The organism is Vibrio sp. Vf1514 (genome assembly GCF_052076135.1).
GTDB lineage: Bacteria > Pseudomonadota > Gammaproteobacteria > Enterobacterales > Vibrionaceae > Vibrio > Vibrio furnissii.
This window is the reverse complement of sequence record NZ_CP197267.1, coordinates 394,929-410,749: the sequence shown is the minus strand read 5'-3', so window position 1 is coordinate 410,749 and position 15,821 is coordinate 394,929. Positions and strand designations below refer to the sequence as shown.

Below are 15,821 nucleotides of genomic sequence, written 5' to 3'. Positions count from 1 at the left end.
TAATTCTTGCAAACGTTTGCTCACAACTGGCGACATTCTAGCAGAATAAAATCGGCCATGCAGCAAACAAGAAAGCGGGAGATATCCCCCGCCTTCGATGATTTATTACGCTTTAGCGCGTGCTTCTAGCATTTCAACCGCTGGAAGTACTTTACCTTCAACAAACTCAAGGAACGCACCGCCACCAGTAGAGATGTAAGACACGTCCGCTTTGATGCCGAACTTGTCGATCGCTGCCAATGTGTCACCACCACCCGCAACAGAGAAGCCTTCAGATGCTGCGATAGCTTCAGAGATACCTTTGGTACCTGCTTCGAAGTTCTTGAATTCGAAGACACCGACTGGGCCGTTCCACAGAATGGTTTTCGCGCCTTTCAGGATTTCAGCCAGTGCTGCAGTTGAGTTTGGACCCAAGTCGAAGATCATGTCGTCGTCTTGAACTTCAGACACATCTTTGATCACTGCTTCTGCGTTTTCGTCGAATGCTTTTGCACACGCAACGTCAGTTGCAACTGGAATCGCACACTCTTCCATCAGTTTTTTCGCTGTGTCAACAAGGTCTGCTTCGTACAGAGACTTGCCCACGTTGTGGCCAGCAGCCGCGATAAAGGTGTTTGCAATACCACCGCCAACAACCAGTTGGTCAGCGATTTTAGACAGTGACTCAAGCACAGTCAGTTTGGTTGACACTTTAGAACCGCCAACGATAGCAACCATTGGACGCGCTGGGTTGTCCATCGCTTTGCCCAGTGCTTCAAGTTCGTTTGCCAGTAGAGGACCTGCACAAGCGATTGGCGCGTGCATGCCGACACCGTGAGTCGATGCTTGCGCGCGGTGCGCAGTACCGAATGCATCCATAACGAATACGTCACACAGTGCAGCGTATTTTTTAGATAGCTCTTCTTCGTTTTTCTTTTCGCCTTTGTTGAAGCGAACGTTTTCAAGAACAACCAGTTCACCAGCGTTCAGTTCCAGACCGTTTAGGTAGTCTTTCGCCAGTTTCACTTCGCAATCAAGCGCGTCGTTCAAGTAGTTCACGACAGGCTGTAGAGAGAACTCTTCTGCGTATTCACCTTCAGTTGGGCGGCCTAGGTGTGAAGTCACCATAACTTTCGCGCCCGCTTCCAGACAGTACTTGATTGTAGGCAGTGATGCGATGATACGAGCATCAGAAGTCACTTTGCCGTCTTTTACTGGCACGTTAAGGTCTGCACGGATAAATACGCGTTTACCAGCCAGGTCCAGGTCAGTCATCTTGATTACAGACATGGTTTGTCCTCTCAAATATTCAAAGAAAATAAAAGTTTTCGTCAACTCGGCACTCCGGCCGAGCCTGTCAATTCTTAAACTGCTTAAGATATGGGGACTGGAATATTTATTTCAATGCAAAAAATAAATATTTTCCCCAAGCGGGTGGCGACTACTTTGCTGCCTGCATTGCCAACGCGGTATCAAGCATACGGTTCGCAAATCCCCACTCGTTATCGCACCAGACGAGCATTTTTACCAACTGCCCGTTACTCACTCGAGTCTGGCTTCCATCCACAATCGCGCTGTGCGGATCGTGATTAAAATCGATGGAAACGAGCGGCGCTTCAGTATAGTCAACAATGCCACTCAATGTACACTGAGATGCATTCACTATGGTTTGATTTACGTCATTAACTTTCACATTTGTATTGATCGTAACACTTAAATCCATCGCAGTGACGTTTACTGTTGGAACTCGCACGGAAATGGCTTCAAATTTGTTTGAAAATTTCGGAAAGATTCTTTCAATCCCTTTATGCAACTTAGTGTCTACAGGGATGATCGATTGGCTGGCTGCACGTGTGCGACGTAAATCGGTGTGGTAGGCGTCGATCACTTGTTGGTCATTCATCGACGAATGAATGGTGGTGATGGTGCCTGAGTCGATACCAAATGCCTCATCGAGCACTTTGATGATCGGCACGATGCAGTTGGTGGTACACGACCCATTCGACACGATGTGCTGATCGGCCGTGAGCGTGTCATGGTTCACGCCATAAATAATGGTGTTATCCAAATCAGCCGCCCCCGGATGCGAAAACAGCACTTTGCGCGCGCCGGCGTCCAGATGCTGCAGGCCATCGGCTTGAGAGCCAAATACGCCGGTGCAATCGAGCACGATGTCGACGTCCAGGTCACGCCATGGCAGCAGTGGGATCTCCGACAGATGCAGAATACGAATGCGGTCTAAATCTCCATGCTCATGATGCACGTAAATGTGCTCCTGATCATGACTGATTTTCTTGCCAAATCGGCCGTGGGTGCTGTCGTATTGCAGCAGGTGCGCCATCGCCTCTGGCTTGGCCAGCTCATTCACGGCCACCACTTTGATGTGCTGATTTTTGCCACTCTCGTAAACGGCCCGAAGAACATTCCGGCCAATGCGTCCGAATCCGTTGATCGCCACTTTTAACATGGGTTCATTTTTCCTTATGGTTTATCCTGACGATGGTAACGAGAAACGCCCCCTGATTCACGTAAAATTCCTAACTATTTCTCTCGTGTCTCCCCTCGGTTACACCCTACGATACGTAACCTGAGGCCAATAAAAAAGCCCTCACCAAACGGTCAGGGCTTCGAATCAGCCGATAAGGCCAGCAACAGTGTCGTCAGTGCAGATTAGAACGCCACGTCCAGACCGACCCAGTAACGACGGCCATCTTCCACGTAGCCGTAGTCTTCGTACGTCACGTCTTCATCAAACAGGTTGTAGATCGCCGCTTTGACGCTGGTGTTGCTGGTCAGCGCGTAGGTGATCCCCGCATCCACAAAGGTGTAAGACGGTGCCGTCAGCGTATCACGCGTGCTCGCAGGCTCTGATTCTTTGCCATGGTACGTCACTTTCGCCCAGCTGCTCATCAGCTCGGTGGTTTGCCAGTTTAACTGGGTCGTGAACAGGTGTTTTGGCAACTGTTCCAGTGGCATGCCCGCGTAATCGCCAGTTTTTTGTTTGGAATAGGTGTAGGTGTAGCTACTCTTCCAATCCCAATCATCGCCCAGAGGCAGATCCAACGACGCTTCCACGCCGCGCGTTACCGCTTTGTCAACGTTGGTGTAGTAACGCGGCGCACTGCCCCATTGGTTATTGCCTTCACTACAGATGCTGTCAGGACATGTCACCGCCGAGATCTTGTTTTTGAAATCGTTGTTGAACAGACCAAGCGATGCTTGCAGGCCTTGCTGACCGTTGTAGATCAGGTTGATCTCTTCACTCACGGACGTTTCTGGATCCAGATTCGAGTTCCCGTGAATGTTACCGCCACGGCTGACAGAAACCCAGTCATCACTGGCTTGACGCAGATCCGGCGCTTTAAAACCAGTGGAGACACCGCCTTTCAGGGTCCATGCGTCGTTGATACTCCATACGGAATATACCCGCGGACTAAAGTGCGACCCGTAATCTTGGTTATAATCGTAACGACCGCCAAAGGTCAGCGCGACCGTCTCCAACACGCGCCATTCATCTTCCATAAACAGCGCAAATTGCGAGTTATCCAACTCAGTCACGCTGCCGCCGGTGTTGCCCGTCAAATCTTCCAGTTCCGATTTTTCACCTTGAATACCGATGCTCAACGTGTTGTTGGCAAACGGGGTGACCAACACCGATTTCGCCAGCGTATTGGTCAGCGTCATTTCGCGCGATTCGTTGTCGCTTTGCTCATACTGAATGTAGCTATCAGAGCGTCCAATGCTGCCCCAGTTCCCTTTGTGGCTCAGTGCAAATGACGTGCGATTGTATTCACCCAAGCTTTCATCATCACCGGTGGTCACTGATTTGCCCGGCGTGCCTTCGCGTTTTTGCTGGGTAATGTCTGCACTGAACGCAATCTCTTGATTGTCACTCAATTGATAAATCAGCTTTGAACCGATACTGCGCAGGGTTTTGTCTTCAAAGCCGTATTCGATGTTGTCTTCATCACGATGTTGATTCTGGCCATACACTTGCAGAGAAAGAGAGTCGGTCAGTGGACCTGACGCAAAGAAGTTCACATTCTGCTCGTCGCCAGACGCGCGATCTTCCTGAATCACCGTGCTTAATTGCACTTTGCCCGACCAGTGTTGACCCGCTTTCTTGGTGATGACGTTGATCACGCCGCCCATCGCTTCTGAACCGTACAGTGTCGACATGGGCCGCGAATAATTTCAATCCGTTCAATCGCTTCCAGAGGTGGTAACCAAGCCGATTCAATGCCTGCACCATCGCTGTTTGGTCGAGTTTGGCGAGACGACAGGCGCTTACCGTCGACCAGAATCAAGGTGTATTTGGATCCCATACCGCGAATGCTGATGTCTTTGGTGTCGCCACCGCCAGTCACCACCACACCGGGAACGGTGCTCAACGCATCCGTCACATCGCGATAGTAGCGCGACGACAACTCTTCTTGCGTCAGCACCGTGACACTCGCCGTCGCATTCGTCACGACCTGCTCATACCCCGCCGCCGTGACGACGATTGTTTCGTCCGCTTTCACACGTTCTTCTGCATTCACCTGGGCAGAAACCATCAAGCCAAAAGCCACGGCCAACGCAACTTTAGATGGATTCACTCTGGACATGAACCACTCCTTTAAATGATAATAATTATTAATTTCAGGAAGGCATTATTCATAAATTGTCGGCGTAGAAAAGGTTCACAAATGGAATAGTTGGGACCGTTTTTGGAACAAGGCGTCGAATTTTTATCCAAAGGTAAGTCATCCATGCAGGATCTCAGTGCGGTGCGTGCGTTTTATGCACTCTGCCAACATAAAAGCCTGACTGCGGCAGCAAAATCGCTGGAGCAACCCAAATCCACCCTCAGTCGCCGCTTGGCGCAACTCGAAGAGGATCTCGGTCAGGCGCTGGTCGCCCGACAAGGGAATCGCCTCACGCTCACCAAAGCGGGTGAGGTGTTTGCCGCCTATTCCGAACAACTGATCGAACTGGCCAATCGCAGCCAAGAAGCGCTCCACGAGCTCAATACTCAGGTCAACGGCGAGATGACGTTGGTGGTGCATCCCAACCTGACTCGAGGCTGGTTAAGCCGCGTGTTAGACAGCTTCATGCAAGCCCATCCGCAGTTGAAAGTGCGCCTGCACAGCCAATTTCAACACGGGGATGGATCGCTCGATCCGGATCTGATTATCTGGATTGGCGATATTGCGCCAGCGGGTTATCGCCGAGAACAGCTTGGTTTGTGGCGCTATGCGGCCTACGCGTCGCCCCAATATTTGAGTGACCATTCGCATCCGACGCATCCCAGTGAGCTGAGCGATCATCCTTGGATCGACTTGATTGCTTTTCGTCAAGACGCCTTAACGCTGCATCATGCCGAGCATGGGCATTACGTGCTGCCCGCGTTAGAAAGCCGCTTACAAAGTGACAATCTGGTGATGCAAATCGATGCAATCGCCAAGGGCCGCGGGATAGGCTTGTTGCCCACCTGGGTGGCGAAAGGGTTTGAAAGAAGCCATCCCGGTAGCCTAGCGCCGTGTCTGGAAGAGTGGTCTTCCGACCCCACCAGCATTCACTGCTTCTATCCGATTGGCCGCCATCCATTGCGGTTACGGCTGTTTATTGATGCGCTGCGCGCTGCGCGCCCGGACGAGTGGCAATAACCACGCGCGGCTCATGTCACCGAATAACCACTGTCACCGCGCGAAAACCACCCTTCATCGCCAAATCAAAGGGTCACAAGATCAAAAAAGCCCCGCTCAATGAGCGGGGCTTTTGGTGTGCGAAATGCTTGAGCTTATGCCAGCAGTTCTTTGGCAGTGTTCACGACGTTTTCAGTGGTGAAACCGAACAGTTTGAACAGCTCGCCAGCCGGCGCAGATTCGCCAAAGGTAGTCATACCGATGATGCGGCCACCAAAGCCAACGTACTTGTACCAGAAGTCGGCAATGCCAGCTTCGATCGCGATACGAGCAGTCACATCTGCTGGCAGTACGGATTCACGGTACGCAGCGTCTTGTTTGTCGAATGCATCGGTCGATGGCATCGATACCACGCGCACTTGCTTGCCTTCGGCAGTCAGTTGCGCAGCAGCTTCCACCGCCAGCTCGACTTCAGAGCCAGTGGCAATCAGGATCAGCTCAGGTTTGCCTGCGCAATCTTTCAGGATGTAGCCACCTTTGGTGATGTTCGCCAGTTGCTCGGCATCACGGGGTTGCTGCGCAAGGTTTTGACGCGAGAAGATCAGCGCAGTTGGCGCGTCTTTACGTTCAATTGCCAGTTTCCAAGCCACGGCTGATTCAACTTGGTCACATGGACGCCATGTGTTCATGTTTGGCGTCAGGCGCAGAGAAGCGATTTGTTCAACCGGTTGGTGCGTTGGGCCATCTTCACCCAGACCAATCGAGTCGTGCGTGTAGACTTGGATGTTTTGAATCTTCATCAGCGCAGCCATACGCATCGCGTTACGCGCGTATTCCATGAACATCAGGAAGGTCGCGCCGTAAGGCACGAAACCGCCGTGCAGTGCGATACCGTTCATGATGGCGGTCATACCAAATTCACGTACGCCGTAGTGGATGTAGTTGCCTGAGAAGTCGCTTGCTTCCAGCGATTTCGAGCCAGACCACATGGTCAGGTTTGACGGTGCAAGGTCGGCAGAGCCGCCCATGAATTCTGGCAGCAGTTTACCAAATGCTTCTAGTGCATTTTGCGATGCTTTACGTGACGCAATGTTTGCTGGGTTCGCTTGCAGTTCAGCAATGATCGCGCTGCTGGCTTCTTCCCAGTTGGCTGGCAGTTCACCGGCTACGCGGCGTTGGTATTCTGCAGCTTCTGCTGGGTAAGCAGCTGCGTAAGCAGCAAATTTCTCATCCCATGCTGATTCTTTGGCTGCGCCAGCTTCTTTGGCATCCCACTCTGCGTAGATGTCGGCTGGGATTTCAAAGGGTGCGTATTCCCAACCCAGGAATTCACGCGCGGCTTTGATTTCGTCAGCACCCAGAGGAGCACCGTGACAATCGTGTGAACCGGCTTTGTTTGGTGAGCCGAAACCGATGATGGTTTTGGTACAGATCAGCGTTGGGCGCGGGTCTGCTTTTGCTGCTTCAATCGCTGCGTTGATGGCGTCTGAATCGTGACCGTCAACTGCAGGAATCACATGCCAACCGTAGGCTTCAAAGCGTTTTGGTGTGTCGTCTGAGAACCAGCCTTCTACGTGACCGTCGATCGAGATGCCGTTGTCATCCCAGAATGCGATCAGTTTGCCAAGGCCCAGTGTGCCAGCCAGAGAACACGCTTCGTGTGAGATACCTTCCATCAGACAGCCGTCACCCATGAACACATACGTGAAGTGGTCAACGATGTCGTGGCCCGGTTTGTTGAATTGTGCTGCCAGTGCTTTTTCAGCAATCGCCATACCCACAGCATTGGTGATGCCTTGGCCCAGTGGACCTGTGGTGGTTTCGATGCCCGGCGCGTAACCGTATTCTGGGTGGCCTGGGGTTTTTGAGTGCAGTTGACGGAAGTTTTTCAGATCGTCAATCGACAGATCGTAACCGCTCAGGTGCAGCAATGAGTAAATCAGCATAGAGCCGTGGCCGTTCGACAGCACGAAACGGTCGCGGTCTGACCATTTTGGGTTTTGTGGGTTGTGGTTCAAGTGACTGCGCCAAAGTACTTCAGCGATGTCAGCCATACCCATTGGGGCACCCGGGTGGCCAGAGTTAGCTTTTTGTACACCGTCCATGCTCAGTGCACGGATTGCGTTAGCCAGTTGTTTGCGAGAAGACATGTCAGCTCCTAAAGCGATAAGCGAAGTAAAGGTATCCGAAAATTGAATGGCCAATATTGTCGCAAAGCCCTTTCGGCACTGCAAACCTTTTGCTGGCGATTTGTCCCATTTTTGCAATGTTTTGCAACAGATTGGGGGATAACGGCTGAAATAAACCATTCACCAGGCAAACGTTTGGCTATGAGATAGAATAAAAAAGAGCTTGTAATTTGAGCATTCAAAACTAGAATAGACGTCTAGATGTAGAAACGCCTACATATTGAACGATTTTGCAGAGTAGCGGCCTCCCCCGCTACTCTTTTGATTATAGAATTGGAGCTATCATGGCTAAGCACTTGTTTACTTCTGAATCGGTATCAGAAGGTCATCCAGATAAAATCGCAGACCAAATCTCTGATGCGGTTCTAGATGCCATTTTGGAACAAGATCCAAAAGCACGTGTTGCTTGTGAAACTTACGTTAAAACCGGCATGGTAATGGTCGGTGGTGAGATCACAACATCAGCGTGGGTGGATATCGAAGAGCTGACTCGTGAAACGGTACGCGAAATTGGTTACATCCATTCAGATATGGGTTTTGACGCCAACTCATGTGCCATCTTGAACACCATTGGTAAACAGTCTCCAGACATCAACCAAGGTGTTGATAAAACCGATCCGAAAGAGCAAGGTGCCGGTGACCAAGGCATCATGTTCGGCTACGCCTGTAACGAAACCGAAGTGCTGATGCCAGCACCGATCACTTACTCTCACCGTTTGGTTGAGCGTCAAGCGAAAGTCCGTAAAGACGGCACGCTACCTTGGTTGCGTCCGGATGCAAAATCACAGGTTACCTTCCAATACAACGATGGCAAAATCGTGGGTATTGATGCAGTGGTTCTGTCGACTCAGCACAGCGATTCCATCTCGACTGCAGATCTGCGTGAAGCGGTCATGGAAGAGATCATCAAACCGGTTCTGCCAGCAGAATGGTTGAGCAAAGACACCAAATACTTCATCAACCCAACCGGTCGTTTCGTGATCGGCGGTCCAATGGGTGACTGTGGTCTGACAGGTCGTAAGATCATCGTGGATACCTACGGCGGCGCAGCACGTCACGGTGGCGGTGCGTTCTCAGGTAAAGATCCATCAAAAGTAGACCGTTCAGCGGCTTACGCAGCACGTTATGTTGCGAAAAACATCGTTGCAGCGGGCATGGCTGATCGTTGTGAGATTCAACTGTCTTACGCAATCGGTGTAGCGGATCCAACGTCTATCATGGTAGAAACGTTCGGTACTGAGAAAGTGTCTCACGACATCATCATTGCAGCGGTACGCCAGTTCTTCGACCTGCGTCCTTACGGTCTGCAAGAGATGCTGAGCCTGCTTCAACCTATCTACAAGAAAACAGCGGCATACGGCCACTTCGGTCGCGAAGAGTTCCCTTGGGAAGCGACCAATAAAGCGGCTGAACTGCGCGATTTCGCTGGCCTAAAATAAGCCACACGAATACTGAAAAAGCCCTTGTCACACGACAAGGGCTTTTTTATTGCCCGCAGTTCGATAACACCCCGCAATGTGTACAAAATTTGTGCAATCCATTTGTATTTTTGAGACTCGTCATCAATAGTTAATAAAGTGTTAATGAGACCACTACAATGACGCCTCATTGACGAAAGCAACACCACACCGCGTTGCGGCGCAGCAGGTCAGTTGTCGCGAGCATCGCATGCTGAACACTTTTCTCTGCCACCTCGATCAAGGAGGATGTATGCCTCGGACGGTTAACCCTTCTGACTTCGACCAGAAAAACAAAGAAGTCAGCCCACAGGAGTACGCCCGCACGCTGCCGTGCAACACGATCAGTGTGTCGACTCCATTTCACTGGCTTGCGCTTGGACTCCATGACTTCATTCGCATGCCGCTCATCAGTGCCTTTTACGGGGTGTGCTTCATGGCCGCCGCAATTGGCATTGTGCTGCTGGTGCAATGGCAAGGCACCCATCTGGTGATCCTGCCAAGCTTGGTGGTCTATATGCTGATTGGTCCCTTCTTGTCGCTCGGTTTGTACGCCGCCAGTTGGGAACGCGAAAAAGGCCACACCGCCGGTTTGCTGCACTCCATCAAAGCGATTACACGCAACTCCAGCTCACAATGGGCCTTTGCGGTGATGTTGGTCGTTGCCATGATTTTCTGGATGCGCATTGCCGCGCTGCTGCACGCACTCTATCCGTCGGTGCAAGGCGCACCACTGACCGACTTTCTGCCATTTTTAGTCATCGGCTCGTTGGTCGGTTTTGTCATCGCCTGCATCATTTTCAGTATCTCAGCCTTTTCGATTCCACTGATGATGGAACGCCGCGTCGATGTCATGACCGCCGTATTTACCAGCTTTAACGCGGTGAAATCGAACATTCCAGCCATGATCGTCTGGGCGGGCATCATCTGCGGTGGCATCCTGATTGGCTTTGCCACCTACGGCATTGGCATGTTGTTTACCATGCCGATTCTGGGATACAGCACGTGGCATGCGTATCACGCAATTATTAAAAAGAAACACAACACTTAAGGTCTCCAACCTGACATTGCAATTGGTGTTATGATTGCCTCAACCCTGTGTTGAGGCTTTTTTTTGGAGAGTTTTCTTGGTCGATTTTGAACTGCAATATCGCGCCAAAGCGCAAATTCAACGATGTATCGACATCGCATCCCGTCACTTTGGCCGGAAGTTTTCTATGCCCGAACTCAGTTTTCGTCTGCGCGGTAAAGTCGCAGGCAAAGCCTATCTGCAACTGTGGGAAATTCGCCTCAACCCCGTGCTGTTTACCGAAAACCGCCAAGCATTTCTCGATGAAGTGATTCCTCACGAAATCGCTCATTTGATCACGCATGCCGTTTATGGCCGAGTCAGACCGCATGGCGCAGAATGGCAACATGTAATGACGCAGGTCTTCGCCATTGCAGCCAACACCACACACCGCTTTTCGGTGGCCTCGGTGCAAGGAAAAACGTTCGAGTATCTGTGCGCCTGCAATCGTTACCCGCTATCCATTCGTCGCCATAACAAAGTGCAGCGTCACCAAGCGGTGTATCGCTGTCAGCAATGCCATCAAACCCTGACGTTTACCGGCCAACAGCTGTCGTAATCGGCAACCTGCGCCTCGTGCGACAGCAGGAATCGTAACCCTTCGAACCAAACACGCCAGCTTCTTGCAACCGCGTGCTAGATTTCAAATTTTTGAGTGATAGACTGAGAAAAATCATACTAAAAACAGTCTTTACTTATGTTTCGTTTTCGCTTGTTACTCACTGGCAGCCTGTTATTGGCCGCCTCTTTTGCGTGGGCGTCCGCGCCCGCTTCGTTTTCACAGGCCAAAAGAGAGGCCGTGAAGATTTATCAGGATCACCCAGTCACCTTTTATTGTGGCTGTGATATTCAATGGCAGGGCAAAAAAGGCACGCCCGATTTGAAAGGTTGCGGCTACCAAGTCCGCAAGCAGGAAAAACGCGCCAGCCGAATTGAATGGGAGCACGTAGTGCCTGCATGGCAATTTGGTCATCAGCTCCAATGTTGGCAGCAAGGTGGACGCAAACAATGCAGCCGCCACGATACGGCGTTCAAACGCATGGAAGCGGATCTGCACAACCTGACGCCCGCCATTGGCGAGGTCAATGGCGATCGCTCCAACCTCAATTTCAGTCAGTGGCATGGCATTGATGGCGCCACTTATGGCCAGTGTGAAATTCAGGTCAACTTCCAGCAGCGCAAAGTGATGCCGCCCGAACGCGCCCGCGGCGCCATTGCACGGACGTATCTCTACATGAGTCAGGAGTACGGGTTTCGCCTCTCTAAATCACAGACGCAATTGATGCAGGTGTGGAATCGCCAATATCCGGTCGATTCATGGGAGTGCGAACGCGATCAGCGCATCTTCAACGTTCAGGGCAACCACAACCCATTTGTGCGCCAACAGTGCAGTAGCTAATACAATCTCTAGGCAATCTCTGGGCAATCCTGTCATTGCCCTTGTTTTTTTCACTTTGAGCATCCATGTTAGATGCCAGTAACCAGCGTAATTTCAGGAAAAACAGCATGCGAGTTCCCCGTATCTACCACCCGCAACCGATCACTCACCTTGGCCCCTTGGCCTTAAGCGACGACGCCGCAGGCCACATCGCCCGCGTGTTGCGTATGCAAGAAGGTCAGGAAGTCTTGGTGTTTGACGGCAGCGGCGCCGAATTTCCGGCCATCATTCATGAAGCGGGGAAAAAACAGGTCGTGGTCGACTTGGCCGAGCGCATCGACACCAATCTTGAATCGCCATTGAACCTGCATTTAGGTCAAGTGATTTCACGTGGCGACAAAATGGAATTCACCATTCAGAAGTCCGTTGAATTGGGGGTCAATACCATCACACCGCTGTTGTCTGAACGTTGCGGCGTGAAACTCGATGCCAAACGTTTCGAGAAAAAACTGCAACAATGGCAGAAAATCGCCATCAGTGCGTGCGAACAATGCGGCCGGAACGTGGTGCCTGATATTCGCCCGATTATGACGCTGGAAGCGTGGTGCGCCGAGCAAACCGACGCGCTCAAACTCAACCTGCATCCACGCGCAAAATATTCCATCAATACCCTTCCAGAGCCAGTGACCAAAGTGCGCTTGCTGATCGGTCCGGAAGGTGGTCTGTCGGCAGAAGAGATCGACATGACTCAACAATACCATTTTGAAGAGACGCTGCTGGGCCCTCGCGTGCTACGCACCGAAACCGCAGCGCTCACCGCAATTACAGCCCTGCAAGTTCGTTTCGGCGATCTTGGCTAACGGAGATGAGCAATGATTAAACTCGGTATCGTTATGGACCCGATTTCGTCCATTAACATCAAGAAAGATTCCAGCTTCGCCATGATGCTCGAAGCGCAACGTCGCGGCTACGAAATTCATTACATGGAAATGAATGATCTACACTTAGATCAAGGCGTCGCCATGGCGGACACCAAAGTCGTCGAGCTAAAAGAAGATCCAAACGGCTGGTACGAATTCAAATCAGAACAGACCATCGTCTTGTCTGAACTGGATGCCGTCTTGATGCGTAAAGATCCACCATTTGATACCGAATACATCTACGCCACGTATATTCTAGAGCGAGCGGAAGATGACGGCGCGCTGATCGTCAACAAACCGCAGAGCCTGCGTGACTGCAACGAAAAACTGTTCACCGCATGGTTCCCGGAATTGACGCCAACCACCATCGTGACGCGTAAAGCCGAAAAAATTAAAGCCTTTCGCGAACAACATGGGGATGTGATTTTGAAACCGCTGGACGGCATGGGCGGCGCTTCCATTTTCCGCGTCAAACAAGGCGATCCGAACGTGTCGGTGATCATCGAAACCCTGACGAACCACGGCCAGAATTACTGCATGGCGCAAACGTTCGTCCCCGACATCAGCAACGGTGACAAACGCATTCTGGTGGTAGATGGTGAACCGATGCCTTACTGCTTGGCGCGCATTCCAGCACAAGGGGAAACCCGTGGGAACCTCGCCGCCGGTGGACGCGGTGAAGCACGTCCATTGAGCGATACGGATCGCCAAATTGCAGAAACCGTGGCACCAATCCTGAAAGAGAAAGGCTTGATCTTTGTTGGCCTCGACGTGATTGGCAATAAACTGACTGAGATTAACGTCACCAGCCCAACCTGTATTCGTGAAATTGAGGCGGCGTTTGACATCTCCATCACGGGCAAACTCATGGACGCGATCGAGCGTCGTGTGAAAGCCTTGTCACTGTAGGAGCATGGGCTCCTGAACGCTAGAAGGTTGGAGACAAGATGAATCTGACGAACTATTTTCTCGTAGCGATGCCCAGCATGAAGGATCCGTACTTCAAGCACAGTGTTATCTACATCTGCGAGCATAACGAAGAAGGCGCGATGGGGCTGATGATCAACGCGCCGATCGACATTACGGTCGGCGGCATGTTGCAGCAAGTGGAAGTGGAACCGGCGTATCCGCAATCACACGAAGAGAGCCTGAAACGTCCGGTATTCAATGGCGGCCCGGTGTCGGAAGATCGCGGATTTATTCTGCATCGTCCCAAAGATCATTACGAATCTAGCATTCGAATGACCGACGACATTGCCGTCACCACATCCAAAGACATTTTGACCGTGCTCGGCACCGAAGCAGAACCCAGCGGCTACATCGTCGCCCTTGGCTACTCTGGCTGGTCGCCGGGTCAGTTGGAAGATGAACTGGCGGAGAACTCCTGGCTGACGATTGAAGCCGATCCGGAGCTGATCTTTAACACCCCGATCGACGAAAAATGGAACAAGGCGATTCAAAAGCTCGGCATTAATCCGCACCAGTTATCGACCCAATCTGGCCACGCTTAATCACAGCAGCGCTTCTCGAAGCGCTGTTTATTTTTTACCGTAAGACCCACGAGAAACACCCTATGTCACGTACCATTATGGCGTTTGATTTTGGCACCAAAAGTATCGGCAGCGCGATCGGCCAAGAGATCACGGGCACCGCGTCACCGCTGAAAGCCTTCAAAGCCAACGACGGCATTCCGAATTGGGATGAGATTGAAAAGCAGATCAAAGAGTGGCAACCGGATCTGTTGGTGATTGGTTTGCCGACCGATCTACACGGCAAAGCACTGGAAACCATCACGCCGCGGGCGAAAAAATTCGCTCAGCGCCTGCATGGCCGTTTCGGTTTACCGGTTGAACTGCACGATGAACGCCTCTCGACCACGGAAGCGCGCTCGGAGCTGTTCTCGATGGGTGGCTATAAAGCATTGAGCAAAGGCAATGTCGATTGCCAGTCGGCGGTCATCATTCTGGAAAGCTGGTTTGAGAGCTTGTGGAACGAGTAACCCTGTTCCTCTGACAACGTCCTCTGCAAATACCGCCCTCAACGAACACCCTCCTCAACAAACACAAAGAAAAACAGCCACTGTCGTGGCTGTTTTTTATTCCATGTCGATTTGCACATGATCCAGCGACCCGCTGCTGGTCACATCGCCCCGCTGCGTCTTGAGCATCAAGCGCAGATCATTGGCCGAATCAGCACTGTGCAGCGCATCTTGCTCACTGATCTTGTGCTCAACCACCAACTGATACAGCGCCTGATCAAACGTCTGCATGCCGACCTCTTTCGATTTCGCCATGGTGTTTTTCAACTCATGCAGCTCGCCGCGACGAATGATGTCCGACACCCGCGGACTGTTGAGCAGCACTTCAAACACCCCGTGACGCCCTTGGCCATTTTTATCGCGGATCAGTTGCTGGCCGACAACCCCTTTAAGGTTCATCGACAAATCAAACAGAAATTGTTCACGCTGCTCTTTCGGCACCAGATGTAAAATCCGTTCAAGCGCTTGGTTGGCGTTGTTGGCGTGCAAAGTGGCCATGCACAAATGCCCCGTTTCGGCAAACGTCATCGCGTATTCCATGGTTTCCCGACTGCGGATCTCGCCGATCAAAATCATGTCCGGCGCCTGACGCAGCGAGTTCTTCAGCGCCACTTCATAGCTTTCCGTATCCAATCCCACTTCGCGCTGCGTCACGATGCAGCGCTGATGTTCATGGACAAATTCAATCGGATCTTCAACGGTGAGAATATGCCCGGTGCGATGCATATTGCGATACCCGGTCATCGCGGCCATGGTGGTCGATTTCCCCGATCCAGTCGCCCCCACCACCAACACCAAACCGCGTTTGGCAATCGAGAGATCTTTCAACACGGGTGGCAGTTTGAGTTCATCAAACGTGGGAATTTGCGTTTCAATGCGGCGGATCACTGCGCCGGGCAGCTCGCGCTGAAAAAAAGCGCTGACGCGAAAGCGCCCTAAATCACGCACAATGGCAAAGTTGGCTTCACGCGTCGCCAAGTAGTCGGCATGGCGCGTGTCATCCATCATCGCGGCCAACAGCGCCCTGACCTGCGCTTCATTCAGCGCGTCGCCGTGGGCGCGCAGTTCACCATCGACCCGATACAACACGGGCGCGCCCACAGTGATATACAGATCCGACGCTTTATGCGTCATCATGCCTTGCAGGCACTCCTCAAGTTGCAT

The 15,821-nt window shown here is 51.8% G+C and carries 13 protein-coding genes and 1 pseudogene; 9 read left to right on the top strand and 5 right to left on the bottom strand.

The window, feature by feature from the left end; genetic code table 11:
• Nucleotides 1-105: 105 nt before the first annotated feature.
• From ACS18Q_RS01970 to ACS18Q_RS01960, 3 genes and pseudogenes are all read right to left on the bottom strand, one after another.
• Nucleotides 106-1,269 carry a phosphoglycerate kinase gene (locus ACS18Q_RS01970; protein WP_004724245.1) on the bottom strand — a complete coding sequence of 388 codons (1,164 nt, stop codon included), beginning with the start codon at nt 1,267-1,269 and terminating at the stop codon, nt 106-108.
• 151 nt (nt 1,270-1,420) lie between these two features.
• Nucleotides 1,421-2,446 (bottom strand): erythrose-4-phosphate dehydrogenase, encoded by a 1,026-nt coding sequence (gene epd / locus ACS18Q_RS01965; protein ID WP_004724246.1) that lies wholly within the window; start codon nt 2,444-2,446, stop codon nt 1,421-1,423.
• Between the two features lie 203 nt (nt 2,447-2,649).
• A pseudogene (locus ACS18Q_RS01960) lies at nt 2,650-4,586 on the bottom strand (TonB-dependent receptor domain-containing protein).
• Nucleotides 4,587-4,730: 144 nt separating this feature from the next.
• Between ACS18Q_RS01960 and ACS18Q_RS01955 the strand changes: the two are divergent.
• Nucleotides 4,731-5,627 (top strand): LysR family transcriptional regulator, encoded by an 897-nt coding sequence (locus ACS18Q_RS01955; RefSeq protein ID WP_004724248.1) that lies wholly within the window; start codon nt 4,731-4,733, stop codon nt 5,625-5,627.
• 134 nt (nt 5,628-5,761) lie between these two features.
• Here ACS18Q_RS01955 and tkt read toward each other — a convergent pair whose 3' ends face one another.
• Nucleotides 5,762-7,756 carry a transketolase gene (gene tkt / locus ACS18Q_RS01950; protein ID WP_004724249.1) on the bottom strand — a complete coding sequence of 665 codons (1,995 nt, stop codon included), beginning with the start codon at nt 7,754-7,756 and terminating at the stop codon, nt 5,762-5,764.
• A gap of 323 nt (nt 7,757-8,079) precedes the next feature.
• On the opposite strand from tkt, the gene metK reads away from it, so the two are divergent.
• The 8 genes from metK to ruvX all read left to right on the top strand — a co-directional run bounded on the left by metK (nt 8,080) and on the right by ruvX (nt 14,618).
• Complete coding sequence (gene metK / locus ACS18Q_RS01945) at nt 8,080-9,234, top strand: methionine adenosyltransferase (RefSeq protein WP_004724250.1); 1,155 nt, start codon at nt 8,080-8,082, stop codon at nt 9,232-9,234.
• 271 nt (nt 9,235-9,505) lie between these two features.
• Nucleotides 9,506-10,303 (top strand): DUF2189 domain-containing protein, encoded by a 798-nt coding sequence (locus ACS18Q_RS01940; protein WP_014205819.1) that lies wholly within the window; start codon nt 9,506-9,508, stop codon nt 10,301-10,303.
• Nucleotides 10,304-10,379: 76 nt separating this feature from the next.
• Complete coding sequence (locus tag ACS18Q_RS01935) at nt 10,380-10,880, top strand: SprT family zinc-dependent metalloprotease (protein WP_004724252.1); 501 nt, start codon at nt 10,380-10,382, stop codon at nt 10,878-10,880.
• Nucleotides 10,881-11,018: 138 nt separating this feature from the next.
• Nucleotides 11,019-11,720, top strand: coding sequence for an endonuclease (locus ACS18Q_RS01930; RefSeq protein WP_232658425.1), 702 nt, complete (start codon nt 11,019-11,021; stop codon nt 11,718-11,720).
• Between the two features lie 107 nt (nt 11,721-11,827).
• A complete protein-coding gene (gene rsmE / locus ACS18Q_RS01925; RefSeq protein ID WP_441257313.1) occupies nt 11,828-12,559 on the top strand; it encodes a 16S rRNA (uracil(1498)-N(3))-methyltransferase in 732 nt (243 codons plus the stop codon).
• Nucleotides 12,560-12,571: 12 nt separating this feature from the next.
• Complete coding sequence (gene gshB / locus ACS18Q_RS01920) at nt 12,572-13,528, top strand: glutathione synthase (protein ID WP_441257312.1); 957 nt, start codon at nt 12,572-12,574, stop codon at nt 13,526-13,528.
• Nucleotides 13,529-13,566: 38 nt separating this feature from the next.
• The gene (locus tag ACS18Q_RS01915; protein WP_441257311.1) at nt 13,567-14,130 is read left to right on the top strand and encodes a YqgE/AlgH family protein; all 564 of its coding nucleotides are present in this window, start codon (nt 13,567-13,569) and stop codon (nt 14,128-14,130) included.
• A gap of 62 nt (nt 14,131-14,192) precedes the next feature.
• Complete coding sequence (gene ruvX / locus ACS18Q_RS01910; protein WP_055467261.1) at nt 14,193-14,618, top strand: Holliday junction resolvase RuvX; 426 nt, start codon at nt 14,193-14,195, stop codon at nt 14,616-14,618.
• Between the two features lie 96 nt (nt 14,619-14,714).
• On the opposite strand, the gene ACS18Q_RS01905 is transcribed toward ruvX, so the two are convergent.
• A complete protein-coding gene (locus ACS18Q_RS01905) occupies nt 14,715-15,821 on the bottom strand; it encodes a PilT/PilU family type 4a pilus ATPase (protein ID WP_441257310.1) in 1,107 nt (368 codons plus the stop codon).